This window comes from Nocardioides seonyuensis, assembly GCF_004683965.1.
Taxonomy (GTDB): Bacteria; Actinomycetota; Actinomycetes; order Propionibacteriales; family Nocardioidaceae; genus Nocardioides; species Nocardioides seonyuensis.
Window position 1 is genome coordinate 2,838,797 of the sequence record NZ_CP038436.1, and the last position, 21,708, is coordinate 2,860,504.

The following is a 21,708-nucleotide window of genomic DNA, read 5'->3' on the forward strand; positions in this document are numbered from 1 at the left end:
CCCACGGAGGGGAGTAGTCCCCGCTGGTGATCGTCACTACGGTGTCGCCGTTCGGCACCCGGTCACCAGGGCCCAGCGGCCGACGAGACCTCCAGTCGATGGACTGGAGGACGTCATGGATGCACCCCTGTGGCTCTGGATCGCGGTGCTCGGCGCGGTTCTGGTGATGCTGCTGATCGATCTGTTGGCCCACCGTCACGCTCACGTGATCGGCGTGCGCGAGGCGGCTCTCTGGTCGCTCTTCTGGGTCGCCTGCGGTGTCGGTTTCGGCGCCCTGGTGTGGTGGCAGTACGGCGCTGACCTCGGCCAGCAGTACTTCGCCGGCTACCTGATCGAGAAGTCGCTGGCCGTGGACAACGTGTTCGTCTGGGCGATCATCTTCACCTACTTCGCAGTTCCCCCGCAGTACCAGCACCGGGTGCTCTTCCTCGGCGTGCTCGGGGCGCTGGTCTTCCGCGGTGCCTTCATCGCCGCGGGGTCGGTGCTGATCGCCAGCTTCAGCTGGGTGATCTACCTGTTCGCAGGATTCCTGCTCTACACGGGCTGGAAGATGATCCGCCAGCGCAACGAGCACCTGGACCCCGAGAGCTCCCGCGCCCTGAGGCTGTTCCGGCGCTGGGTCCCGATGACGGACGCCTACCACGGGCAGAGGCTCCTCGTCCGCCAGAACGGCGTCGTGCTCGCCACCCCGCTGCTGGCGGTCCTGGTCCTGGTGGAGGTGACCGACATCATCTTCGCGGTCGACTCGATCCCGGCCATCTTCGCCGTGACGAGCGAGCCGTTCCTGGTCTTCACCGCCAACGCGTTCGCGATCCTCGGTCTGCGGGCCATGTACTTCCTGCTGGCCGACCTGATCCACCGGTTCGTCTACCTGAAGATCGGCCTGGCGCTGGTGCTCATCTGGGTGGGCGTCAAGATGCTCCTCAAGGTCGACGTCTACTACATCCCGACGGCGGTCTCGCTCGGCGTGGTCTCGCTCATCCTTGCGGTCTCGGTGGTCGCCAGCATGGTCGTCACCCGTGGGCAGGGTCGCCGTGCGTTCGAGATGCCGGGAGAGCCGCCGTTCCGGGTCGCCACCGCCGACGAGCTCGCGACCTCGAGCTCGGTATGGCGCCGGTCGACGAACGTGAGGACACCTGCCGGCTAGACGGGACCAACGACCCTGCCGCCAGACCGGCGCAGGGGAGAGGCTGGGCTCACCGAACCAAGCACAGGGAGGCCACGATGTACACCCGCATCGCACGCACCGCCCGACCGTCCGACACGGTCGCGACCCAGATGGTGTGGCCTGTCGCCACCATCTCCGCGGACAGCACCCTCACCGAGGCAGCGGCCTCGCTGGCCGAGGACGAGGTCGGCGCCCTGGCCGTGATCGAGCACGAGCGGATCGTCGGGATCGTCTCCGAGCGTGACGTCGTCCAGCACGCTGCTTCCGAACGGCTGGACCGGGTCAGGGTCGGGGACGTGATGAGCCTCGAACCTGTCACGGTCACGCCGTCGACGACGCTGCGTGATGCGGCCCTGGTGATGCTGGAGGCCGGCGTACGACACCTCCCGGTCGTGGACGAGGAGGAGGAGATCGCCGGGATCATCTCGATCCGCGACCTCTTCGCGGTGTACGTCAAGGCCGAGCAGGACTCCTGAGGGACGGCCGCACCGACGGAGGGTCCAGCACCCGTCCGCCCGCCGACGCCTCCACGAGCGCGAAGGCCGGCGCCGGCCAGCGCTGGTGGTGGAAGCGGCTACGGACAGCCTGGACCACCTCGGCGACCAGGGCGTGGGGGAGCAGCGCGATCGCGGAGCCGCCGAAGCCGCCCCCGGTCATGCGGGCTCCGAGCGCACCATGCTCGAGGGAGGTCTCCACCACCGCGTCCAGCTCGGGGCACGACACCTCGAAGTCGTCACGCAGGGACTCGTGCGACCCGGTCATGGCCACGCCGAAGGACTCGTGGTCGCCTGCCTCGAGAGCGAGCAAGGCGTCGCCGACCCGGGACATCTCGGTGAGGACGTGCCGGGCGCGGCGTCGTACGACGGGGTCGGCGATCCGGCTCAGTGCCGCGGGGACGTCCTCCACCTCTCGCAGGCTGGTGACGCCGAGGATGGTCGCCGCCTGCTCGCACGAGGAGCGCCGGGCCTCGTAGCCACCGTCCACGAGGGCGTGGATGACCCGGGTGTCCACCACGAGGAGCCGCAGGCCGGCTGACTCCGGGCTCCACGGGACCTGCTGCGTCGATCCGTCGACGCAGTCGATGAGCAGCGCGTGCCCGCGCTCGGCGAGCAGCGAGACCGTCTGGTCCATGCCGCCGGTGGCCACCCCGGCCACCTCGGCCTCCGCGCGCATGCACGCCGACACGAGCCTGTCGGCCCGGAAGTCGCGGTCGGCGTCGACGCCCAGTGCCGCGCACACCGCGAGCGCCACCGAGCACTCCAGCGCCGCCGAGCTCGAGAGGCCCGCACCGATGGGCACCCTGCCGTCGACGAGGACGTCGAGCCCCGGGACGTCGAGCCCGTCCTCGCGAAGGGTCCACACCACGCCCGAGACGTACGACGACCAGTGCTGAGCCGCGCCGGGCCCGAGGTCGCGCGACGCACCTGTCCACACGTCCTCGCGCTGGAGGCTTGCGACGGTGACGACATCGTCGGTGCGGAGCCGCACGGCGGCGTAGGTCGCATGAGGGAGCGCGACCGGCAGACACCGGCCGGCGTTGTAGTCGACGTGCTCGCCGATCAGGTTGACCCGGCCCGGGGCACCGGCCACGGCATCGGGGGTGCACTGGTGGCGCCCGACGAACGCCGTGGCCAGTCCCTCGGCAATGTCGGCCGGGTCGCCGGGATCGAGGAAGCTCATCCCGAGCCCGGTTCGGGAGGTGTGTGCATGGCCCGAGCCAAGCACACGAGGTGCTGCTGCAGAGTGGGCGAGTCGCGGGCGGGAATGTCGTACGTCGTTGAGCGTTGAACCAGTCATGACCAAGAAGATCGGGTTCCTCAACTTCGGGCACTGGACCGACTCCCCGCACTCCCAGGTCCGCACCGCCTCAGACGCACTGCTCCAGTCGATCGAGCTGGCGGAGGCGGCCGAGGAGCTGGGTGCTGACGGCGCCTACTTCCGCGTGCACCACTTCGCCCAGCAGCTCGCCTCGCCGTTCCCGCTCCTCGCCGCCATCGGTGCGCGCACCAGCCGCATCGAGATCGGCACGGGCGTGATCGACATGCGCTACGAGAACCCGCTCTACATGGCCGAGGACGCCGGAGCGGCCGACCTCATCGCGGGGGGGCGACTGCAGCTGGGCATCAGCCGCGGATCACCGGAGCAGGTCATCGACGGATGGCGCTACTTCGGCTACCAGCCGGCCGAGGGTGCCGACGCCTCCGACATGGCGCGCCAGCACACCGACGTCCTGCTCGAGGTCCTCACCGGCAAGGGCTTCGCCCAGCCCAACCCGCGGCCGATGTTCCCTAACCCTCCAGGCCTGCTGCGACCCGAGCCGCACTCGCCCGGCCTGCGCGACCGCATCTGGTGGGGTGCTGCCTCGGACGCGACGGCGCGTTGGGCCGCGGAGAAGGGCATGCACCTGATGAGCTCGACGCTGAAGGCCGACGAGACGGGCGAGCCGTTCCACGTCCAGCAGCGCAAGCAGATCGAGGTCTTCCGCGACGCCTGGGCAGCAGCCGGGCACGAGGTCGAGCCGCGGGTCTCGGTGAGCCGGTCGATCATGCCGATCACCACCGACCAGGACCGCGCCTACTTCGGGCACGAGGGGTCGAGCTCGGACCAGTTCGGCAACATCGAGGCCAACCTCCGCGCGGTCTTCGGCCGCACCTACGCCGCTGAGCCCGACCGGCTCGTGGAGCAGCTCGCCGACGACGAGGCGATCGCGGCGGCCGACACACTGCTCCTCACCGTCCCCAACCAGCTGGGCGTCGACTACAACGCGCACATCCTCGAGTCCGTCCTCACCGACGTCGCCCCTGCTCTCGGCTGGCGGTGACACCGAAAGCCGCATGATCCGGGCACCACCGGGCACACAAGGCACATGACCTCCCTGTGGCTCGACGGTTCAGCGACGCTCGGGAGCGACCCGCTCCCTCATGACCACGACGTCGACGACCTGGTCGTCGGCGCGGGCCTGACAGGACTCACGACCGCGCTCCTCCTGGCCCGCGCCGGCCGCCGGGTCGCGGTCGTGGAGGCGCGGTACGTCGGCGCGGGGACGACCGGCAACACGACGGCGAAGCTCTCCCTCCTTCAAGGCACCAGGTACTCGCAGATCCTGGAGCGCCAGTCACAGCAGGTGGCACAGGCCTACGTCGAGGCCAACCGGGAGGGCATGGAGTGGCTCCTGCGGTTCTGCGAGGAGCACGAAGTTCCGGTCCAGCGTCGCGATGCCATCACCTATGCGGCCACGTCGGAGCACCTGCGTGCCGCCCGGGGCGAGCACGATGCGGCGCGCAGCCTCGGCCTCGACGTGGCCTGGGTCGAGAGCTTCGACGTCCCGTTCCCTCACGTGGGCGGCACTCTCCTCGCCGCGCAGGCCCAGTTCGACCCGATGGACGTCCTGGCAGCCTTGGTCGCGTCGCTCCGCGAGCACGGTGGCACCCTCCACGAGGGCTCTCGGGTCGTCGACGTCTCCCGGACCGGCCGCCCCCAGGCCCAGCTCGAGGACGGCACCCGTGTCAACGCCGAGACCGTCATGCTCGCGACCGGTACGCCGATCCTCGACCGGGGCCTCTACTTCGCCAAGCTCGAGCCGCTGCGGTCCTACGCACTGGCCTTCGACCTCCCGGGCGACTCGATCGACATGTACCTCTCCGCGGGATCGCCGTCACGGTCGGTCCGTGAGGCTGTCGGTGCCGATGGGTCGAGACGCCTGCTGATCGGAGGAAGCGGCCATGTCGTCGGCCGCGGTGGGTCGACCATCGCGCACTACGACGAGCTGCGCAGCTGGACCGAGCAGCACTTCCCCGGGGCCCGCGAGAGCCACGCCTGGTCGGCCCAGGACTACAAGTCGCACGACGGCATCCCCTACGTGGGCGAGCTGCCGCGGGGCGGCGGCAACATCTTCCTCGCGACCGGCTTCGACAAGTGGGGAATGACGAACGCCGTGGCGGCGGCGCGCTCGGTGTCCGCGCGCATCCTGGGCGAGCCCCCGTCGTGGGCGAGGACGATGAGCCGCCGGATCACCCGCCCCTCCGGTGCGCTCCAGATCGCGTCCCTGAACGCCGGTGTCGGGGTGGCGGGAGTGAGCACCTTCATCGATGCGGAGGCCCGCAGCGTCGAGCGCGTGCCTGCCGAGGGCGAGGGGTACGTCGGCCGCTCGCGAGGCGTCTCGAGGACGGCGGTGTCCACGGTGGAAGGCGTGACGTGCGCCCTCAGTGCCGCCTGCACTCACCTCGGTGGCACGGTGCAGTGGAACGACGCGGAGAAGTCCTGGGACTGCCCCCTGCACGGGTCCCGGTTCGCCCCCGACGGGACCGTGCTGGAGGGGCCGGCGACCACGCCGCTGCGGCCGGCCGAGGACGAATGACGGCTAGGGCTTGTCCCGGTCCGGGATGACCTTGTGGGTGCCGTCGCACCACGGCGGCCGGGAGGACTTGCCGCACCGGCACACGGCGCTGACCGGCCGTTCGGTCCGGTGGGTGCTGCCGTCGGCGTCCTGGACGAGGTGGTCGCCACGCAGGAGCATCGGCCCACCGGGGCACAGGATCACGTCGGGGTGCTCGATGTCGGCCTCGGCACTCACGGGCTCTGCGTTCATGCGCGCCACTCCGCCAACATTCGGTTCGCGAAACGGTCCTCGAGGTCTAGGCAGGTGAATGCGCCGAAGAAGGCGTCAGGGACCAGCCGGGGCTCGTCCTCGACAAGCGTCCCGCAGATGGTGCGCACGGCCAGCTGCTCGTGCACAGCGTCCGCCTCGACGTGCTCCTCGTAGTAGGCGATCAGCTCCGGCTCGAGCTCGAGGCGCGAGAGGCCCTGCGCCAGCTTGCGCGAGGGCAGTGAGCTGGTCGCCTCGAAGGCCGCCAGGTGTCCGAGCGCTGCGCCGCGCAGCCGGCGGTGCAGCCCGAACAGCGACATCGCGTTGTTCTGCTCGAGGACCTCCAGCGGTACGTCGTCGATGTAGGCGCCGTAGTCGGCCCGCAGCCCACAGGCCTCCAGGCCTCGGGCGAACAGGTGGGAGTGGAGCCGCCGCGGGTTGCCGCCGCCGTACTCGTCGTACTGCAGCTCCATCAGCGCCGCCTTGGCCCTTACGGGCAGACGGGGGACCACCCACGTGGTCGGGTCAGCCTCCTTGAGGTGGTAGATCGAACGGTGTCGCAGGAGCTCCAGGACCTGCTCCCGGTCCGCCTCCCGCTGGACGTGGGCCGCCAGCGACGGACCGTCGTGGCCCTCGACGAAGGCGAACAGCGCATCGGCGAACGGACCGTCCGCGGTGGGAGTCCCGTGCTCTGCGAACCGCTGCCGCAGCTCGGCCTCGAAGCGGCGCTCGAGGGAGCGTCGCAGCGCCAGCACCTCCGGCTCCCACTCCAGCTCCTCCTCGACGTCCTCGAACCCCTGGTAGTGGAGCTCGTACATCGCCCACAGGGCGATGTGCAGGTCGTCGTCGGCGGTGGGCTCACGGTCGGCGAGCCGGGGCCAGGAACGCGGTGGGGTGTGCAGCGCTTCGAAGAGGAGCTCGCTCACGTCGCCGCGAGCCTTGGGCAGGAACATCTTGGCCTCCTCAGCCTGGAACGTGGGACGGGGCGAACTCGATCTGGTCGTTGCTGCGCGTCGGTTGGCGGTACTGCGACTCCAACCAGTCGAGCGCGGCCCGGTGGGCGTCGCGCTGCGCGGAGGCCACGACGTCGCCGGCGATGACCACACGGAAGTCTCGCGCATAGGCGTCTGCTGCCGTCATGGCGACGCAGGCCTCGGTCGAGACGCCACCGAGGACGAGACGGTCGACTCCGAGGCATCGCAGGGTCGCCTCCAGGTCGGTGCCGACGAAGGCACTGTCCCTGGTCTTGTGCACCTCGATCGCGTCGGAGGAGGACAGGCCCTCGAGGAGCTCGGCTCCCTCGGTGCCGGCGATGGCCACGCCCTGACCGTCCTCGCTCATGTTGAGGGCCCACGTCGCGCCGTCGGGGGAGTGGAGCGTGCGCACGAGGACCACCGGGGCATCGACCTCGGCGGCCCGGCGGACGAGCTCGTTCGCGCGCTGGACCATCGGCGCCGCCTGCGTTCGGAGTGGTTCGGCGTTGAAGAAGTCGCGTTGCATGTCGACGAGGATCAGGGCGTGCACAGCGCAGCAGGTACCCAGCGCGCGGGCGGAGTAGACGTGTCTCGTGTCACGCTGCCCGGGCCGGCTCGCGCATGCGGCAACGTGTCCCGGGTACCCCTGCCGCATGGACGATCTCTCCGCACTGGTCCTGAACTGCACGCTGAAGAAGTCACCGGCCGAGTCGAGCTCTGAGCTTCTCGCCTCGCAGGTGCTGCAGGCGCTCGAGCGCCACGGCGTGACCGGCACCGTCGAACGGGTGGTCGACCACGACGTCCGGTTCGGCGTCAGCGTGGACGAGGGCGATGGGGACGCCTGGCCGACGCTGCGTCGGGCGATGCTCGATGCCGAGATCCTCGTGGTGGTGACACCGATCTGGCTGGGCCAGCCGTCCGCAGTCTGCAAGATGGTGCTCGAACGGCTGGACGCCGAGCTCTCCGAGACCGACGACCAGGGACGGATGCTGACCTACGGCAAGGTCGCCGGCATCGGCGTCGTGGGCAACGAGGACGGTGCCCACCACGTGACCGCGGAGCTGTGCCAGGCGCTCAACGACGTGGGTTTCTCCCTCCCGGCCAGCGCCTCCACCTACTGGGTCGGGGAGGCGATGCACAAGGAGGACTACAAGGACAAGCAACCCACGCCCGAGGAGACCGCGGGCACCACGCGCACGATGGCCGCCCACCTGGCACACCTGGCCCGGCTGCTGCGCGACGCGCAGTACCCCGCGGCCGAGTGAGGAGCACTGCGATGCGATTCGGCTACTTCCTGTCCACCGAGGAGTACACCCCCGCCGAGCTGGTCGAGCAGGCCGTGATGGCCGAGGATGCGGGCTTCGAGGCCCTCTGGATCAGCGACCACTTCCATCCCTGGAACGACCAGCAGGGCCAGAGCCCGTTCGTCTGGTCGCTGATCGGTGCGCTCTCCCGAGCCTGCTCACTGCCAGTCACCACGGCGGTCACCTGCCCGACCATGCGCATCGACCCGGTGATCATCGCCCAGGCCGCCGCCACCAGCGCCGTGATGCTCCCGGGCAGGTTCATCCTCGGCGTCGGGACGGGCGAGGCCCTCAACGAGCACGTCCTGGGAGACGCGTGGCCCACGCACGACGTGCGCCTGGAGATGCTCGAGGAGGCGATCGAGCTGATGCGCGAGCTGTGGAAGGGAGGGTTCGTCAACCACCGCGGGCGCCACTACACCGCCGACACGGCCCGGATCTACACACTGCCCGACGAGCCCCCGCCGGTCTACGTCTCCGGCTTCGGGCCGCAGGCCACCGACTTCGCCGCACGCGTGGGCGACGGCTACATCACCACCTCGGCCGACACCGAGCTGTTGGGCCGGTTCAAGGACGGCTCCGGCGGCAAGCCCGCCCAGGTCGGCACGAAGGTCTCCTGGGCGGACACGGAGGACGAGGGCGTCGAGATCGCCCACCGTCTCTGGGCCAACAGCGGGCTGCCGGGCGAGCTGTCGCAGGTGCTGCCCTCCCCTCGCCACTTCGAGCAGGCATCCGAGCTGGTGACCAAGGAGCAGACCCGCTCCAGCATCACGTGCGGGAGCGACGTGGATCGTCACCTGGCGCACCTGCGGACGTTCGTCGAGGCGGGCTTCGACGAGGTCTACGTCGCCAACATGGGCCCCCACTACGCGGACATGATCGCGGCCTACGGCCGGGACGTGCTCCCGGCACTGCGGGGTTGAGCCCGCAGCGCCGGCACGTGTCAGTGGTTGCGCAGGGCGTCGATGAGCTCCTGCTTGTCCATCGAGGACCGACCCTCGATGTCGAGCTCGCGCGCGCGGCTCCGGAGGTCGTCGACGCTCCAGTCGTCGTAGGAGCCGGCCTCGCCGCCCTTCTCGCCCACCTCCGAGCGGGACGACCCGGCAGCAGCGTTGGAGATCCGCGCGGCCTTCTCCTTGCTGGCGCCGTCTTCGCGCAGCGCTTCGTACATCTCCGGGTCCTTGATGCTGGGTCCCGGCGTCTTCTTCTCCGGCATGAGCTCTCCTCCTGTCTCTCACATGCAGCTCGGACCGGGGCAGTGCCCCGGTCCGAGCTCATTCATGCGGATCAGCTGGCGAGCGAGAACCCGGCCGCGGCCTCGGAGGCCGGGTCCAGCTCCTCGCGAAGTCGCTGCAGGATCTGGGCCAGGAGTCGTGAGACCTGGGTCTGCGTGACCCCGAGCTCGGCGCCGATCTGCTGCTGAGTGCGCTCCTTGATGAAGCGCAGGTAGAGGATGCGCTTCTCCCGCGGCGAGAGCACCGTGCATGCGCGGGCGACCATCTCGAGCGCCTCGGCCTGCGCGAACCCTCGCTCCTCCTCGCCGAGCTGGTCGGCGAGGCGGAAGCCGTCCTCACCCGGGCCGGAGTCGTCCAGCGAGGACGGGTTGAAGCACCCGGCGCAGCCGAGCGCCTCGATGACGTCCTCGACGTCACGGCCGAGGAGGTCGGCGATCTCGGTGGCGTTGGGTGAGCGCCCGAGCCGCTGGGAGAGGTCCTGGACCGCAGGCGTGATCTCGCCCTGCAGCTCCTGGATTCGCCGGGGCGGTCGAACCGCCCATGCGGAGTCGCGGAAGTAGCGCTTGACCTCGCCGACGATCGACGGCACGGCGTAGGACAGGAAGTCCCCGCCGCGCGCCGGGTCGAAGCCCCGGACGGCCTTCGTGAGGCCGACGAACGCGACCTGCTCGAGGTCATCCAGGGGTTCGCCCCGGTTGCTGAAGCGGCGAGCGATGGACCTGGCCACCGGGAGGTTCATCTCCACGGCCTGGTTCAGGATCGCCTGACGTTCCTCGCCAGAGGCCTCCTGCGCCCGCTGCAGCAGCTCGGTCGTCTGCTCGATCCTCAGGCTCCGGCTCTGCGCAGACTGCGACGTGGAGCCAGAAAGGCTCTTGGGGGCCGGGATGGTGCTCTTGTGCTGAGTCTTCTTGTGTTGGAGAACTGTGCCTGCCATGACGCTCCTCAGAGGGTCTCGGCGGTGTGGCAGGGGGTTGGGCCACGGGCAATCTCTTACCCACCTTGGACCTAGTCCAATCCAAATGCAAGCGGGTGATTTCCGAGGTACGCCGATCCGTCCTCGCCGGAAGCACGTGTGCGAGGGCGGATCGCCCGCCCTCGCACACCAGTCGGTCGCCTGCTCAGGGCACCGCCGTCACTCGTCCTCCGCGTGCTCGCTGAGCTCCTTGGCGAGCTCGTCCTTGCTCTTGCCCGAGGTCGGGACGTCGATATTGCGCGCCTGCTGGGCCAGCTGGTCCCGGGTGATGTCGTCGGGCTGCTCGCCCAGGTGCTCGGCCCGGCTGTCGAGGAACGCCTGTCCGAGCTCGGCGCGCCGCTCGGTGCTCAGGCCCTTGCGCATCCCCGGCAGGACGGTCGACTCCTCCTCCTCGACGTGGTGGGTCACCGCGTCGACCAGCTTGGCCAGGGCGGTGTCGTAGGCCGGCGACGCCGGGTCGCAGTCGGCGAGCTCGGCGAGGAGCTGGTCGGCCAGCAGGTGCTCCTCCTGGCTGTGCTTGACGTCCTCGGCGATCCCGGCCTCGTCCCTGGCGGCGGGGTAGACGTCGGACTCCTCCGCGCGGCTGTGCGCGGTCAGCAAGGTGGTCAGGACGGGTGTGAGGCCGGGACGGCTGCCCGGGTCGGACTTGAGCGTCTCGAAGAGTCGCTCGACCTCTCGGTGGTCGGACATGATCAGGTCGACGACGTCTTGGCTCATCGGTGCACTCCTCGTGTTCTGCGGACTCGGTGCCGGCTGTACAGCCGCGAGGAGGGGTGTACCCGTGGACACGGGGTCCACCCCTGTCCAGTGAGAAGGAGCGCGGCGTGGCGCCTCTAGTCGGTGGTGATGTCGTGCAGCAACGCGTCGACGGAGGTCTTGGCGTCGACCTGCACGATCTGGCCCTCGGCGACGGTCGTGACGAGGCGCTGGGCCAGCTCGCGCACCTTGGTGTTGCGGTTGCGCGACCACCAGCGAAGCATGGCGAACGCCGCCCGCTCGTCGATGCCGTAGACGAGCATCAGGATCCCCTTGGCCTGCTCGATGACCGCTCGTTGCTCGAGGGACTCGAAGGCGACGCGGGTGGCGTCCTCGGTCTCCTCCTCGAACTCCGGGGTCAGGTCGAGGTAGAAGCCTTCGAACGTGGTGCCCGAGTCCGCGACCGTGCTCTCTCCCACCAGCACGACGCGTCGCTCGCTGCCGTCCTCTCGCACGAGGCGGTAGGTGAGGCTGCACGACATCGAGGTCTGCAGGACCTCCTTGAGCAGCATGCGGACACGCTCACGGTCGTCGGGGTGCTTGCTTCGGAGGATCAGATCGAAGGTCGGGGTGACCGAGCCGGGCTCGAGCCCGTGGATGGCGTAGACCTTGTCGTCCCACTCCCAGGTGTCGGTGTCGGCGTCGTAGCAGAACCGGCCCGTGTTCGACCCCGCGGGGAGCCTGCCGTCGAAAGTTGTCACCTTTGCCCTCTCGATGGCCAGATCACGTCGCGGGCTGGCGTGACGTCGCCGACCATGGAGGAGTTTAGTCCCAGGTGAGCCGAAAAGGTGCATGGCGAAGGCGCCGCGCGGCCCCCGGGGCGGTGTTCTGGACCCCGGGGGCCTTCGGCGAGTGACGTCCGCGGCGATCACTCCCGCTCCGGGGTCGTACCCCGAGTTCACCGGTCTACACCCGGGAGCCCGAAATAGACTCGACCCCGGCCGGCGCAGCGCGCCGACCGGGGTCGAGAAGGTGGATCAGGTCAGCCGACTTCGATGGTGCCGAAGCTGCGGTCCTGGCCGGCCGGCTCCTGGGCGCCGATGAGGCCGATCGCCGTGATGAAGGCAGAGCCCTCGGTCGTCAGGTTGGCCAGGAAGTTGTTGGCCACCTCCTGGCTGATCTGACCGGCGGTCGTCGAGGTCTCCGCCTGGGCGTTGCCGGCGGCGACCGTGACGATCGGGGCGATCGCGTCCGGCGGGGGAGCGGCGGTGCGCGGCACGGTGAGGACTGCCTGGCGCTGGCCAGGGTTCACGACCGAGCCCGCGATGTTGTAGAACGGCGTGCTGTCGCCCTGGACGTGGGACACGCCGAAGGTGATCAGCGTCTCGGCGGCTGCGAGCGAGGTCGTCACCTGCACCGACAGCGGAGGCGCCGGCACGCTGGTGTTGGGGGCGACGTGGGTCGGGATGGTCGTGGTCACCACGACGTCCCAGATGTCCTGGTTCAGCCACCCGGCGGGGGTGGTGTACGGCGGGGCCGTCTGCGCCGGGATCAGGGCCGCGGTGGCCACCTTGTTGAGACCCGCGAAGACCCGGTAGGTCAGGTTGCGCGTGATGGTCTGCTCATGTGACGTCGCGAATGCGGGCGCCGCGGACACGACGGCGACGGCCGGCACGCCCCAGGCGGCGGTCTTGGTCACCGCCCGTCGAGACACGTTGGTGTTCTCAAACATATTGCGATCTCCCTCTAGGTTGTTGCACGAGCAGGGAAGCGGCCGACCGTCCGATCAGTCGGAGCCCTGCGTGATGCGCCTCATACTGGTGGGTAGGTCAACCGCTGAGTAACCCCAAGTCCGTCATCCGAGACAATCTTTACCGTTTCGTTATCTGTTTTCCCTCACGCGTCCTTCGCCACCAGGGTCAACACGTCATAGGTGGCCACCGGCTCGTCCTCGGCATTGACCACGAGAGCGTCCCAGCGCACCTCTCCGTAGTCGGCCGACGCACGCGGCGTGACCTGCTTCACCGTGAGCGTCACGGCGATCGAGTCCCCCGCCCTGACGGGCGTGAGGAAGCGCAGGTTGTCCACGCCGAAGTTCGCCAGCACGGGTCCGGGGTCAGGGTCGACGAACAGGCCGGCGGCCAGCGAGACGACCAGGTAGCCGTGCGCCACGATTCCGCCGAAGAGGGGGTTCGCCGCCGCCGCGTCGGGATCGGTGTGGGCGTAGAACGTGTCCCCGGTGAAGTCCGCGAAGTGCTCGATGTCCGCGCGCGAGACCACACGCGACTCGGAGACGATCGTGTCTCCAACCCGCAGCGTCGACAGCGAGTGGCGGAACGGGTGCTCAGGCGTCGTCGTACGCGCCGAGCCGCGGGTCCAGCGCCCGGTGATCGCGGTCAGCATGTCGGGGGAGGCCTGAATGGCCGAGCGCTGCATGTGGTGCAGCACCCCTCGCACGCCGCCGAGCTCCTCGCCACCGCCCGCCCGGCCCGGCCCGCCGTGCACGAGCATCGGGAGGGGGGAGCCGTGGCCGGTGGACTCGGCGGCGTCGTCGCGGTCGAGCACGAGGATGCGCCCGTGCCATGGGGCCAGCCCGAGCACGAGCGACCGGGCGACCTCGGGGTCGTGGGTCACGACAGACCCGACGAGGGAGCCCCGCCCGCGGGCCGCCATCGCGACGGCCTCGTCGACCGTGGAGTACGACATCACCGTCGAGACCGGGCCGAACGGCTCGACGTCGTGCGGCTCGACCGCGCCCTGACGAGCCCGCAGCAGGACCGGTGACATGAAGGCTCCGCGCTCGGCATCGGCGTCGACCGGCGACACCTCGGTGGGATGTCCGTGGACGACGTCGCACGACGCGCGCAGCGCCTCCACCGCCTTGCGGACCTCCTCGCGCTGGGCGAGTGACGCCAGTGCGCCCATCCGGACCGACTCGTCCGCAGGGTTGCCGACCGTGATCCGGGAGAGCCGTTCGGCGAGGTCGTCGACCACCTGGTCGGCGACGGCGTCGGGCACGATGACCCGGCGGATCGCCGTGCACTTCTGCCCCGCCTTGACGGTCATCTCGGTCACCACGCCCTTGAGGAACAGGTCCCACTCGGGCTGGTCGGGGGTGACGTCGGGCCCGAGCGCCGAGCAGTTGAGGGAGTCCGCCTCGACCTGGAGGGTGGCGCCGCCGTGCACGATGGAGGGGTGCTGTCGCAGGATGCCCGCGGTGTGGGCGGAGCCGGTGAACGCGACGGAGTCCTGGACGCCGAGGTGGTCCAGGAGGGTCCCGGCGGAGCCGCACAGCAGCTGCAGCGACCCCTCCGGCAGGATCCCGGCCTCGATGATGCGTCGTACCACCAGCTCGGTGAGGTAGGCGGTCTGGCTGGCCGGCTTGACGATCGTGGGCAGGCCGGCCAGGAACGCGGGGGCCAGCTTCTCGAGCATGCCCCACACGGGGAAGTTGAACGCGTTGATCTGGACGGCGACGCCGGGTCGCGAGGTGTAGACGTGCTGGCCCACGAAGGAGCCGGAGCGGCCGAGCTGCTCGAGCTCCCCGTCGCACACCACGGTGTCGTACGGCAGCTCGCGCCGTGCCTTGGAGGAGAAGGAGAACAGCGTGCCGAAGCCGCCGTCGATGTCGACCATCGAGTCACGGCGAGTGGCGCCGGTGCGCGTGGACAGCTCGTAGAGCTCCTCCTTCAGGCCGCTGAGGTGGGTGCCGACGTCCTTGAGCAGCAGGGCCCGCTCGTGGAAGTTGAGCTCCCGGACCGCCGGCCCACCCACGGTGCGGGCGTGGTCCACCATCGAGGCGAGGTCGAGGCCGCTGCTGGAGACGCGCGCGACCTCCTCGCCTGTCGTGGCGTCCAGCAGGGGGTCGCCCTCGCCGGTCGGCGTGCGCCAGCTCCCGGCGACGTAGCTCTCGAGCAGTCGACTCACGGCGGTCCCTTCGCAGTCGGGGCAGGCGGGCTCGATTGCACGGCTGCGTGACGCGTGCCACACTAATACCCGACCGTTCGGTCAGTAAATGTGGTGGACGTGACCGGGAGGACCTGGATGTTGCAGGAGCACTTCGACGCGACGATCGCGCGCAACGACCGGATCGAGCCGCGCGACTGGATGCCCGACGCCTACCGCGCCACCCTCGTCCGGCAGGTCGCCCAGCACGCCCACAGCGAGATCATCGGCATGCAGCCGGAGGGCAGCTGGATCGGCCGCGCCCCCTCGCTGCGACGCAAGGCGATCCTCCTGGCGAAGGTCCAGGACGAGGCCGGGCACGGGCTGTACCTCTACTCCGCCACCGAGACCCTGGGCGTCTCCCGCGACGAGCTGACCGAGATGCTGCTGTCAGGGCGGCAGAAGTACTCCTCCATCTTCAACTACCCGACGCTGACCTTCGCCGACGTCGGCACGATCGGCTGGCTGGTCGACGGCGCCGCGATCTGCAACCAGGTCCCGTTGTGCCGGACGTCCTACGGGCCCTACGGCCGGGCGATGATCCGCATCTGCAAGGAGGAGTCCTTCCACCAGCGGCAGGGCTACGAGCTGCTGATGACGATGATGCGCGGCACCGACGAGCAGCGCGCGATGGTGCAGGAGTCGGTCGACCGGTTCTGGTGGCCGTCGCTGATGATGTTCGGCCCCCCGGACGCCGACTCGCCCAACACGGCCCGGTCGATGGCGTGGGGCATCAAGCGCAACACCAACGACGAGCTGCGCCAGAAGTTCGTCGACATGTCCGTGCCCCAGGCCGAGGCGCTCGGGGTCACGCTCCCTGACCCCGACCTGCGGTGGAACGAGGAGCGCGGGCACCACGACTTCGGCCAGCCCGACTGGGAGCACTTCATGCAGGTGGTCAAGGGCAACGGTCCCTGCAACGCCCAGCGTCTCGCCCACCGGCAGCGAGCCCACGACGACGGCGCCTGGGTCCGCGAGGCGGCCATGGCGTTCGCTCGTCGTAGCGAACAGGAGCGGGCGACCACCGAGAGGGCCGCGTCATGACTGAGCAGCACGTGAGGGCGGAGTGGCCGCTCTACGAGGTGTTCGTCCGCGGCAAGAGGGGCCTCAACCACGTCCACGTCGGGTCGTTGCACGCCCCGGACGACGAGATGGCGCTGATGCACGCCCGTGACGTCTACACGCGGCGCAACGAGGGAGTGAGCATCTGGGTGGTGCGCGCCGACGCGATCACTGCGTCCAGCCCCGACGAGAAGGACGAGTTCTTCGAGCCGAGCGGCGACAAGGTCTACCGCCACCCGACCTTCTACGACATCCCCGACGACGTCCCCCACATGTGATGGCAGAGATCCGCACCCACGACGAGGACGAGCACGACAACGCCTACTCCGGCCTGCTCGTCAACGACAGCCACTGGGCGTTCGGGAGTGCTGCCGTGCCCGAGGGGCACGGCGCCGACCCGCTCGCCGGCGTCGACACCACGGTGCCGGAGGGAGTGGACGCGGCCGATCTGGCGACGTACTCGCTCGCACTCGGCGACGACGCACTCGTGATGAGCCAGCGGATCGCCGAGTGGTGCAGCAACGCGCCCGACCTGGAGGAGGACATCGCCCTGGCCAACATCGCGCTGGACCTCCTCGGCCAGGCACGCCTGCTCCTCGCGCGCAGCGCGCGAGCCGACTCCTCACTGGTGCCGGCGCTCCCGGACGACTCACCTGTGCCGCCGGAGGACGCCCTGGCCTTCTTCCGCGAGGCGCGGGAGTTCCGCAACGCCCGGCTGACCGAGGTCCCGCGAGGCGACTTCGCCGAGGTCGTGACCCGCGTGCTGCTGTTCTCGACGTGGCGGCTCGCGGTCCTGGAGCAGCTGAGGTCCAGCCGTGACACGGTCCTCGCGGCGGTGGCCGCCAAGGGCGTGAAGGAGGTGGCCTACCACCGCGACTTCGCAGCCCGCTGGTTCGTCACCCTCGCCCTGGGGACCGAGGAGTCGCGCCGCCGGCTCCTCTCGGCCCTGCACGGCCTGTGGCCGCTGTGGCCCGAGCTCTTCGACGACCACGCCGACGACCTCGCCCTCGCCGCCGCGGGGGTGGGAGTCGCGCCCTCGACCGTCAGGGACGCGGCCGACGACGTGCTCGACGAGGTCCTCGCAGCAGGCGAGTTGGAGCGTCCCGCGCCGGCCCGGCTCTCCGGGGTCAACGGGGGCACCGGACGCGACGGCATGCACACCGAGGCGCTGAGCCTGATGCTGGCCGAGATGCAGTCCGTCGCGCGCACCCACCCCAGGGGGCAGTGGTGAGGACGTCCACGAGGTCCCTGGAGCGTGCCCGGTCTGCGGCCGAGTCGGTCACCGACCCCGAGCTGCCCATGCTCACCCTCGCCCAGCTGGGCGTGCTGAGGGACGTCCGGCTCGAGGGCCAGCGGGTGGTCGTCGACATCACTCCCACCTACACCGGCTGCCCGGCCCTCGCGACGATGAGCGCAGACGTGGCCGAGCGGCTCCGGGGGGAGGGCTTCGACGACGTCGAGGTGCGGGTGAGCCTCCATCCGGCCTGGTCGAGCGACATGATCACGCCCGAGGGGCGCACGGCGCTCGCGCGTGCCGGCATCTCCCCGCCCGGCCCGGCCCCGTCCCGCAACGGGCCCGTGCCCCTGACGCTCATGCCCCACGCACGCGTCGTGCGCTGCCCGCAGTGCGCATCGCCGGCCACGGACCTCGTCTCCGAGTTCGGCGCGACCGCCTGCAAGGCGCTCTACCGCTGCACCGCCTGCCTGGAGCCGTTCGACCACGTCAAGGAGATCTGATGGCGGTGTTCCACCAGCTACGGGTCGCAGACGTGCAACGCCTCACCGACGACTCGGCAGCCATCACCTTCGAGGTGCCCGACGACCTGCGTGAGGAGTTCGCCTTCCGCCCCGGCGAGGCGCTGACCCTGAGGCGGACGCTCGACGGCGAGGAGCATCGTCGTACCTATTCCATCTGCGCCCCCGCAGGGGCACGCCCACGCATCGGTGTCCGGGAGATCCCCGGTGGTCTGTTCTCGTCGTGGCTCGTGCGTGACCTCGAGCCCGGCCAGCGGGTCGAGGTCGCCCGCCCGAGCGGGAGCTTCCGCGCGGACCCCGCGACGCCCGGGCGCCACCTCTGCATCGCCGCCGGGTCGGGCATCACCCCGATGCTCTCGATCGCCGCATCGGTGCTCACCAACCCCGGCAGCTCGGTGACCCTCCTGTACGGCAACCGCGAGACGACGTCGGTCATGTTCGCCGAGGAGCTCGGGGACCTCAAGGACCTCCACGGGCCCCGGCTCGACCTGGTGCACGTGCTCTCACGAGAGCCCCGCGACGTGGAGCTGTTCTCAGGGCGGCTCGACGCAGACCGGCTGCGGCGGCTGCTGCCGCTGAAGGTGGACGTTGCGGCACTGGACCACGTGTGGCTGTGCGGCCCCCTCGGCCTGATCAGCGACGCCCGCGAGGTCCTGGCCGAGCTCGGCGTGGAGCCGGCCAAGGTCCACTTCGAGCTCTTCTTCGTCGACGAGCCGCCGCCGGTCCTGCGCCACCCCGACCGGGTCGTCGAGGGCGTCACCAGCGAGGTGACGGTCGTGCTCGACGGACGGACCACGACCACGCCGGTGCCGCGCACCCACACGCTGCTCGACTCGGCGCAGTCGACCCGCAGCGACCTCCCCTTCGCCTGCAAGGGTGGCGTCTGCGGAACCTGCCGCGCGCAGGTCCGCGCCGGCGAGGTCGACATGGTGCGCAACTACGCGCTGGAGCCCCACGAGGTCGACGAGGGGTTCGTGCTGACCTGCCAGTCGTTCCCGGTGAGCCCGGAGGTCACGGTCGACTTCGACGCGTAGAAGCGCTCACGTGGACAGGCCGTCGAACGCCAAGGTGGTGACGGCGTCGGCCAGTGCGTCGGCGTCGAGGTCGGGTCGGACCCATTCGGTCAGCGAGTTGACCATGCCGAACAGCAGCCGGCTGATCAGCAACGGGTCGAGGTCGGCCCGCACCGCGCCCTCGTCCACGGCCTCACGCACCATCGCGGCCAGGCGCTGGTCGACCTGACGGCGGCGATCCAGGGCGGCGCGTTCGGCGGGAGTGTTGCCGTGGACGCGCAGCAGGAGGGTGACCGCAGGGAGGTGGGCGGCCAGGACGACCACGCTGCTTCGTACGGCGTCCCGCAGGCGAGTGCCCGCCGTGTCCGCGTGGCGCGCGGAGACGTCGTCCAGGGCCTCGGACAGTGCGTCGAGGGCCTCACCGACCACGCGCTCGAGCAGGTGCTCCTTGCTGGGCACGTGGTGGTAGATGGCCGACTTGCTCACGCCGAGCTCGCGGGCGACGTCGCCGACACTCGTCGCGTCGTAGCCCTGCCGGGTGAACAGCTCGGTCGCGACGCGCAGCACGGCTGCCTGGTCGTGCCCGGGGCGTCCGCGTCGTGGGGCGCTCTCGGTCATGGGCACACGGTCTCACGCGACGAGCGCGAAACGCGGAAGTGACCTGGGTTACCGCAGTGAGGGCTCGGGCAGGTATCGTGGAGCCAGCGCTTCGCCTGTTCGGCGGGCCTGCCTCCCGCTGGCCCATCCGCACAGTTCTGCGAGCGCCCGCATCACATCGAGTTCCTCATGCTCGAGGCCAGCGCGACCAGCTGGCCCCGGCTGCACGCGCAGCGTCGTACCTCTTTCCTCACAGGAGGATTCCTTGGCCCAGCGCCAACGCTCCCGCGGCAATCGCCGCACCCCTGCGGCCGCCCGCCACAAGGACAACGAGGGCATCGTCCCCGTCCTGGCCCGGGCCGTGCGGGAGCTCGAGTCCGCTGTCCAGCGCGGGCCGCTCTCGCCGAGCCAGCGCCCGCGCTTCCAGGTGGTCGCGCTCCTCGTGCGCGAGCACCGCGCCGAGGTGAAGAAGTCGGTCGAGCTGAGCGACGCGCAGAAGGCCGACGAGCTCAAGCGCCTCGACGGCATCGCCACGATCCTGGCCAAGACGGCCACCCGGGACCCTTCGCTCTTCGGGCTGCTCGCCGAGGACGCGAAGATCTCCGAGACGGCCAAGGACCTGCGCCTGGAGATGCTGCGCAAGGCAGGCATCGAGGCGGCTCCCGAGGAGCCCAAGCCCGACGACGTGGCCGGCCCGGGCCTCACCGAACGGCGCGTGACCCCGCGGTCGGTCGTCCAGCGCAAGCTCGCGAACCCGTTCCTCGTTCCCGACTTCGACATCGCGAACCGCCGTCGCACCACCTCCCAGCGGCTCAGCACCTGGGAGCTCCTGGGGCCGCTGTTCCGGGCCTTCGAGCTCGGTGGCTCCTCCTCCTGCATGGACCTGCCGGAGGCGACCTCGCTGAACGCGCCCGGAGACCTCGAGCTCATGCCCCACCAGGCACGGATGATCGCTGCCGCGGCCGCCGGGCACCGCACGTTCCTGCTCGCCGACGAGCCCGGGCTCGGCAAGACCGCCCAGGCGCTCCTCGCGGCCCAGGCCGCCGATGCCTATCCGATGCTCGTGGTGTGCCCCAACGTGGTGAAGACCAACTGGGCACGTGAGGCCGAGCGCTGGACGCCTCGCCACCGGGCGACCGTGATCCACGGCGACGGCGACGACATCGACGCCTTCGCCGACGTCGTGATCGTGAACTACGAGATCCTCGACCGCCACGTCGGGTGGTTGGGCGACTTCGGGTTCCGCACGATGGTCGTCGACGAGGCCCACTTCATCAAGAACAAGACCTCCCAACGCTCCCGGCACGTGCTGGAGCTCTCCGAGCGGATCCGGTCCCGCACCGCTCGCCCGCTGCTCGTGGCCCTCACCGGAACTCCGCTGATCAACGACATCGAGGACTTCCGTGCCATCTGGGAGTTCCTCGGCTGGATCGACGACACCCGTCCGACGGCGCGACTGATGGACGCCCTGGAGGAGACCGGGCTGACTCCCGAGGACAAGTCCTTCTACCCCGCCGCCCGCAAGGCGGTGATCGACCAGGGCATCGTGCGTCGGCGCAAGGCCGACGTCGCCGCCGACATCCCCGCGCGCCGGATCGCCGACATCCCGGTCGAGCTCGACGACGAGGACTCCCGCTCCATCCGTGCTGCCGAGGCGGAGCTCGCCCGTCGGCTCGTCCAGCGCTACCGGGCTGCGCTCGAGACCCGTCGCGAGGGATCCGTCGTCGACGGCATCGACCACGACCTCGTACGCCGGGTGGCCACCTGGGAGCGCGAGGAGATGTCGTCCGGCGAGTCGGGCGAGAACGTCTTCGCGATGCTGCGTCGCATCGGCCAGGCCAAGGCCGGGCTCGCTGCCGACTACTCGGCCCAGCTCGCGCGCAACGTCGGCAAGGTGGTCTTCTTCGCGCGCCACGTCGACGTCATGGACATCGCCGAGGACACCTTCGCCAGGCGCGGCATCAAGTACACCTCGATCCGCGGCGACCAGACCCCCAAGGCGCGCGAGGCGGCGATCGACGGCTTCGTCAACGACCCCGAGGTCGAGGTCGTGGTCTGCTCGCTGACGGCGGCCGGTGTCGGTGTCAACCTCCAGGTCGCCTCCAACGTCGTGCTGGCAGAGCTGTCCTGGACCGACGCCGAGCAGACGCAGGCGATCGACCGCGTGCACCGCATCGGGCAGAGCGACCCGGTCACGGCGTGGCGCATCATCGCCGCCCAGACGATCGACACCCGGATCGCCGAGCTGATCGACTCCAAGGCCGGGCTGGCCGCCCGTGCCCTGGACGGTTCGGACGAGGAGGTCACCTCGTCGGCCGACGTGCAGACCGAGGCCCTCGTGGCACTGCTCACCGACGCCCTCGAGCGCTCGGGCGCCTGAGGACGGTGCCACCGGGAGACG

23 protein-coding genes are annotated in these 21,708 nt (G+C 70.3%); 12 read left to right on the forward strand and 11 right to left on the reverse strand.

Annotated elements, in window-relative coordinates; translation table 11 throughout:
- Nucleotides 1-115 precede the first annotated feature (115 nt).
- Both EXE58_RS13775 and EXE58_RS13780 read left to right on the forward strand, forming a co-directional pair.
- Entirely contained in the window at nucleotides 116-1,147 is a 1,032-nt protein-coding gene (locus EXE58_RS13775) for a TerC family protein (RefSeq protein ID WP_135268412.1), read from the forward strand.
- Between the two features lie 77 nt (nucleotides 1,148-1,224).
- Complete coding sequence (locus tag EXE58_RS13780; protein WP_167288892.1) at nucleotides 1,225-1,644, forward strand: CBS domain-containing protein; 420 nt, start codon at nucleotides 1,225-1,227, stop codon at nucleotides 1,642-1,644.
- Here the strand turns inward: EXE58_RS13780 and galK are convergent.
- Nucleotides 1,622-2,848, reverse strand: a complete 1,227-nt coding sequence (galK, locus tag EXE58_RS13785) for a galactokinase (protein ID WP_135268414.1) — start codon at nucleotides 2,846-2,848, stop codon at nucleotides 1,622-1,624. The genes EXE58_RS13780 and galK overlap by 23 nt on opposite strands.
- Before the next feature lie 115 nt (nucleotides 2,849-2,963).
- On the opposite strand from galK, the gene EXE58_RS13790 reads away from it, so the two are divergent.
- Both EXE58_RS13790 and EXE58_RS13795 read left to right on the forward strand, forming a co-directional pair.
- Nucleotides 2,964-3,989 (forward strand): LLM class flavin-dependent oxidoreductase, encoded by a 1,026-nt coding sequence (locus tag EXE58_RS13790; RefSeq protein ID WP_135268415.1) that lies wholly within the window; start codon nucleotides 2,964-2,966, stop codon nucleotides 3,987-3,989.
- Between the two features lie 45 nt (nucleotides 3,990-4,034).
- Nucleotides 4,035-5,525, forward strand: coding sequence for an FAD-dependent oxidoreductase (locus EXE58_RS13795; protein WP_135268416.1), 1,491 nt, complete (start codon nucleotides 4,035-4,037; stop codon nucleotides 5,523-5,525).
- Nucleotides 5,526-5,528: 3 nt separating this feature from the next.
- On the opposite strand, the gene EXE58_RS13800 is transcribed toward EXE58_RS13795, so the two are convergent.
- Genes EXE58_RS13800 through EXE58_RS13810 form a run of 3 tightly spaced genes read right to left on the reverse strand, consistent with a single transcriptional unit; the run spans nucleotide 5,529 to nucleotide 7,382 of the window.
- On the reverse strand, nucleotides 5,529-5,756 hold the full coding sequence (locus EXE58_RS13800; RefSeq protein WP_135268417.1) for a CDGSH iron-sulfur domain-containing protein: 228 nt from the start codon (nucleotides 5,754-5,756) through the stop codon (nucleotides 5,529-5,531).
- Entirely contained in the window at nucleotides 5,753-6,706 is a 954-nt protein-coding gene (locus EXE58_RS13805) for an iron-containing redox enzyme family protein (RefSeq protein ID WP_135268418.1), read from the reverse strand. The genes EXE58_RS13800 and EXE58_RS13805 overlap by 4 nt, the downstream gene beginning before the upstream one ends.
- Before the next feature lie 10 nt (nucleotides 6,707-6,716).
- The gene (locus tag EXE58_RS13810; protein ID WP_135268419.1) at nucleotides 6,717-7,382 is read right to left on the reverse strand and encodes a cysteine hydrolase family protein; all 666 of its coding nucleotides are present in this window, start codon (nucleotides 7,380-7,382) and stop codon (nucleotides 6,717-6,719) included.
- Here EXE58_RS13810 and EXE58_RS13815 point away from each other — a divergent pair.
- Together EXE58_RS13815 and EXE58_RS13820 are read left to right on the forward strand one after the other, a co-directional pair.
- A complete protein-coding gene (locus EXE58_RS13815; protein WP_135268420.1) occupies nucleotides 7,381-7,992 on the forward strand; it encodes a flavodoxin family protein in 612 nt (203 codons plus the stop codon). The genes EXE58_RS13810 and EXE58_RS13815 overlap by 2 nt on opposite strands.
- Nucleotides 7,993-8,003: 11 nt before the next feature.
- On the forward strand, nucleotides 8,004-8,954 hold the full coding sequence (locus EXE58_RS13820; RefSeq protein WP_135268421.1) for a TIGR03557 family F420-dependent LLM class oxidoreductase: 951 nt from the start codon (nucleotides 8,004-8,006) through the stop codon (nucleotides 8,952-8,954).
- Nucleotides 8,955-8,974: 20 nt separating this feature from the next.
- On the opposite strand, the gene EXE58_RS13825 is transcribed toward EXE58_RS13820, so the two are convergent.
- The 6 genes from EXE58_RS13825 to paaZ form a co-directional block, all read right to left on the reverse strand.
- Complete coding sequence (locus EXE58_RS13825; protein WP_135268422.1) at nucleotides 8,975-9,247, reverse strand: DUF7218 family protein; 273 nt, start codon at nucleotides 9,245-9,247, stop codon at nucleotides 8,975-8,977.
- Between the two features lie 71 nt (nucleotides 9,248-9,318).
- Nucleotides 9,319-10,200 carry a SigB/SigF/SigG family RNA polymerase sigma factor gene (locus tag EXE58_RS13830; RefSeq protein WP_135268423.1) on the reverse strand — a complete coding sequence of 294 codons (882 nt, stop codon included), beginning with the start codon at nucleotides 10,198-10,200 and terminating at the stop codon, nucleotides 9,319-9,321.
- 198 nt (nucleotides 10,201-10,398) lie between these two features.
- A complete protein-coding gene (locus EXE58_RS13835) occupies nucleotides 10,399-10,956 on the reverse strand; it encodes a hemerythrin domain-containing protein (RefSeq protein ID WP_135268424.1) in 558 nt (185 codons plus the stop codon).
- Between the two features lie 116 nt (nucleotides 10,957-11,072).
- On the reverse strand, nucleotides 11,073-11,696 hold the full coding sequence (locus tag EXE58_RS13840) for a PAS and ANTAR domain-containing protein (RefSeq protein ID WP_167288896.1): 624 nt from the start codon (nucleotides 11,694-11,696) through the stop codon (nucleotides 11,073-11,075).
- A 281-nt stretch (nucleotides 11,697-11,977) separates the two neighbouring features.
- Nucleotides 11,978-12,649, reverse strand: a complete 672-nt coding sequence (locus tag EXE58_RS13845) for a DUF6801 domain-containing protein (protein ID WP_135268426.1) — start codon at nucleotides 12,647-12,649, stop codon at nucleotides 11,978-11,980.
- A 182-nt stretch (nucleotides 12,650-12,831) separates the two neighbouring features.
- Nucleotides 12,832-14,862 carry a phenylacetic acid degradation bifunctional protein PaaZ gene (paaZ, locus tag EXE58_RS13850; protein WP_135268427.1) on the reverse strand — a complete coding sequence of 677 codons (2,031 nt, stop codon included), beginning with the start codon at nucleotides 14,860-14,862 and terminating at the stop codon, nucleotides 12,832-12,834.
- A 99-nt stretch (nucleotides 14,863-14,961) separates the two neighbouring features.
- Between paaZ and paaA the strand changes: the two genes are divergently transcribed.
- Genes paaA through paaE form a run of 5 tightly spaced genes read left to right on the forward strand, consistent with a single transcriptional unit; the run spans nucleotide 14,962 to nucleotide 18,731 of the window.
- Complete coding sequence (gene paaA / locus EXE58_RS13855) at nucleotides 14,962-15,924, forward strand: 1,2-phenylacetyl-CoA epoxidase subunit PaaA (protein WP_244242230.1); 963 nt, start codon at nucleotides 14,962-14,964, stop codon at nucleotides 15,922-15,924.
- Nucleotides 15,921-16,220 carry a 1,2-phenylacetyl-CoA epoxidase subunit PaaB gene (gene paaB / locus EXE58_RS13860; protein WP_135268428.1) on the forward strand — a complete coding sequence of 100 codons (300 nt, stop codon included), beginning with the start codon at nucleotides 15,921-15,923 and terminating at the stop codon, nucleotides 16,218-16,220. The genes paaA and paaB overlap by 4 nt, the downstream gene beginning before the upstream one ends.
- Nucleotides 16,220-17,173, forward strand: coding sequence for a 1,2-phenylacetyl-CoA epoxidase subunit PaaC (gene paaC, locus EXE58_RS13865; RefSeq protein WP_135268429.1), 954 nt, complete (start codon nucleotides 16,220-16,222; stop codon nucleotides 17,171-17,173). The genes paaB and paaC overlap by 1 nt, the downstream gene beginning before the upstream one ends.
- Entirely contained in the window at nucleotides 17,170-17,679 is a 510-nt protein-coding gene (paaD, locus tag EXE58_RS13870; RefSeq protein WP_135268430.1) for a 1,2-phenylacetyl-CoA epoxidase subunit PaaD, read from the forward strand. Before paaC ends, paaD begins: the two co-directional genes overlap by 4 nt.
- Nucleotides 17,679-18,731, forward strand: a complete 1,053-nt coding sequence (gene paaE, locus EXE58_RS13875; RefSeq protein WP_135268431.1) for a 1,2-phenylacetyl-CoA epoxidase subunit PaaE — start codon at nucleotides 17,679-17,681, stop codon at nucleotides 18,729-18,731. Before paaD ends, paaE begins: the two co-directional genes overlap by 1 nt.
- 6 nt (nucleotides 18,732-18,737) lie before the next feature.
- Here the strand turns inward: paaE and EXE58_RS13880 are convergent, their stop codons facing one another.
- Nucleotides 18,738-19,328, reverse strand: a complete 591-nt coding sequence (locus EXE58_RS13880; RefSeq protein WP_135268432.1) for a TetR/AcrR family transcriptional regulator — start codon at nucleotides 19,326-19,328, stop codon at nucleotides 18,738-18,740.
- Nucleotides 19,329-19,572: 244 nt separating this feature from the next.
- Here EXE58_RS13880 and EXE58_RS13885 point away from each other — a divergent pair, with 244 nt between their 5' ends.
- A complete protein-coding gene (locus EXE58_RS13885) occupies nucleotides 19,573-21,687 on the forward strand; it encodes a DEAD/DEAH box helicase (RefSeq protein ID WP_244242231.1) in 2,115 nt (704 codons plus the stop codon).
- Nucleotides 21,688-21,708 lie beyond the last annotated feature (21 nt).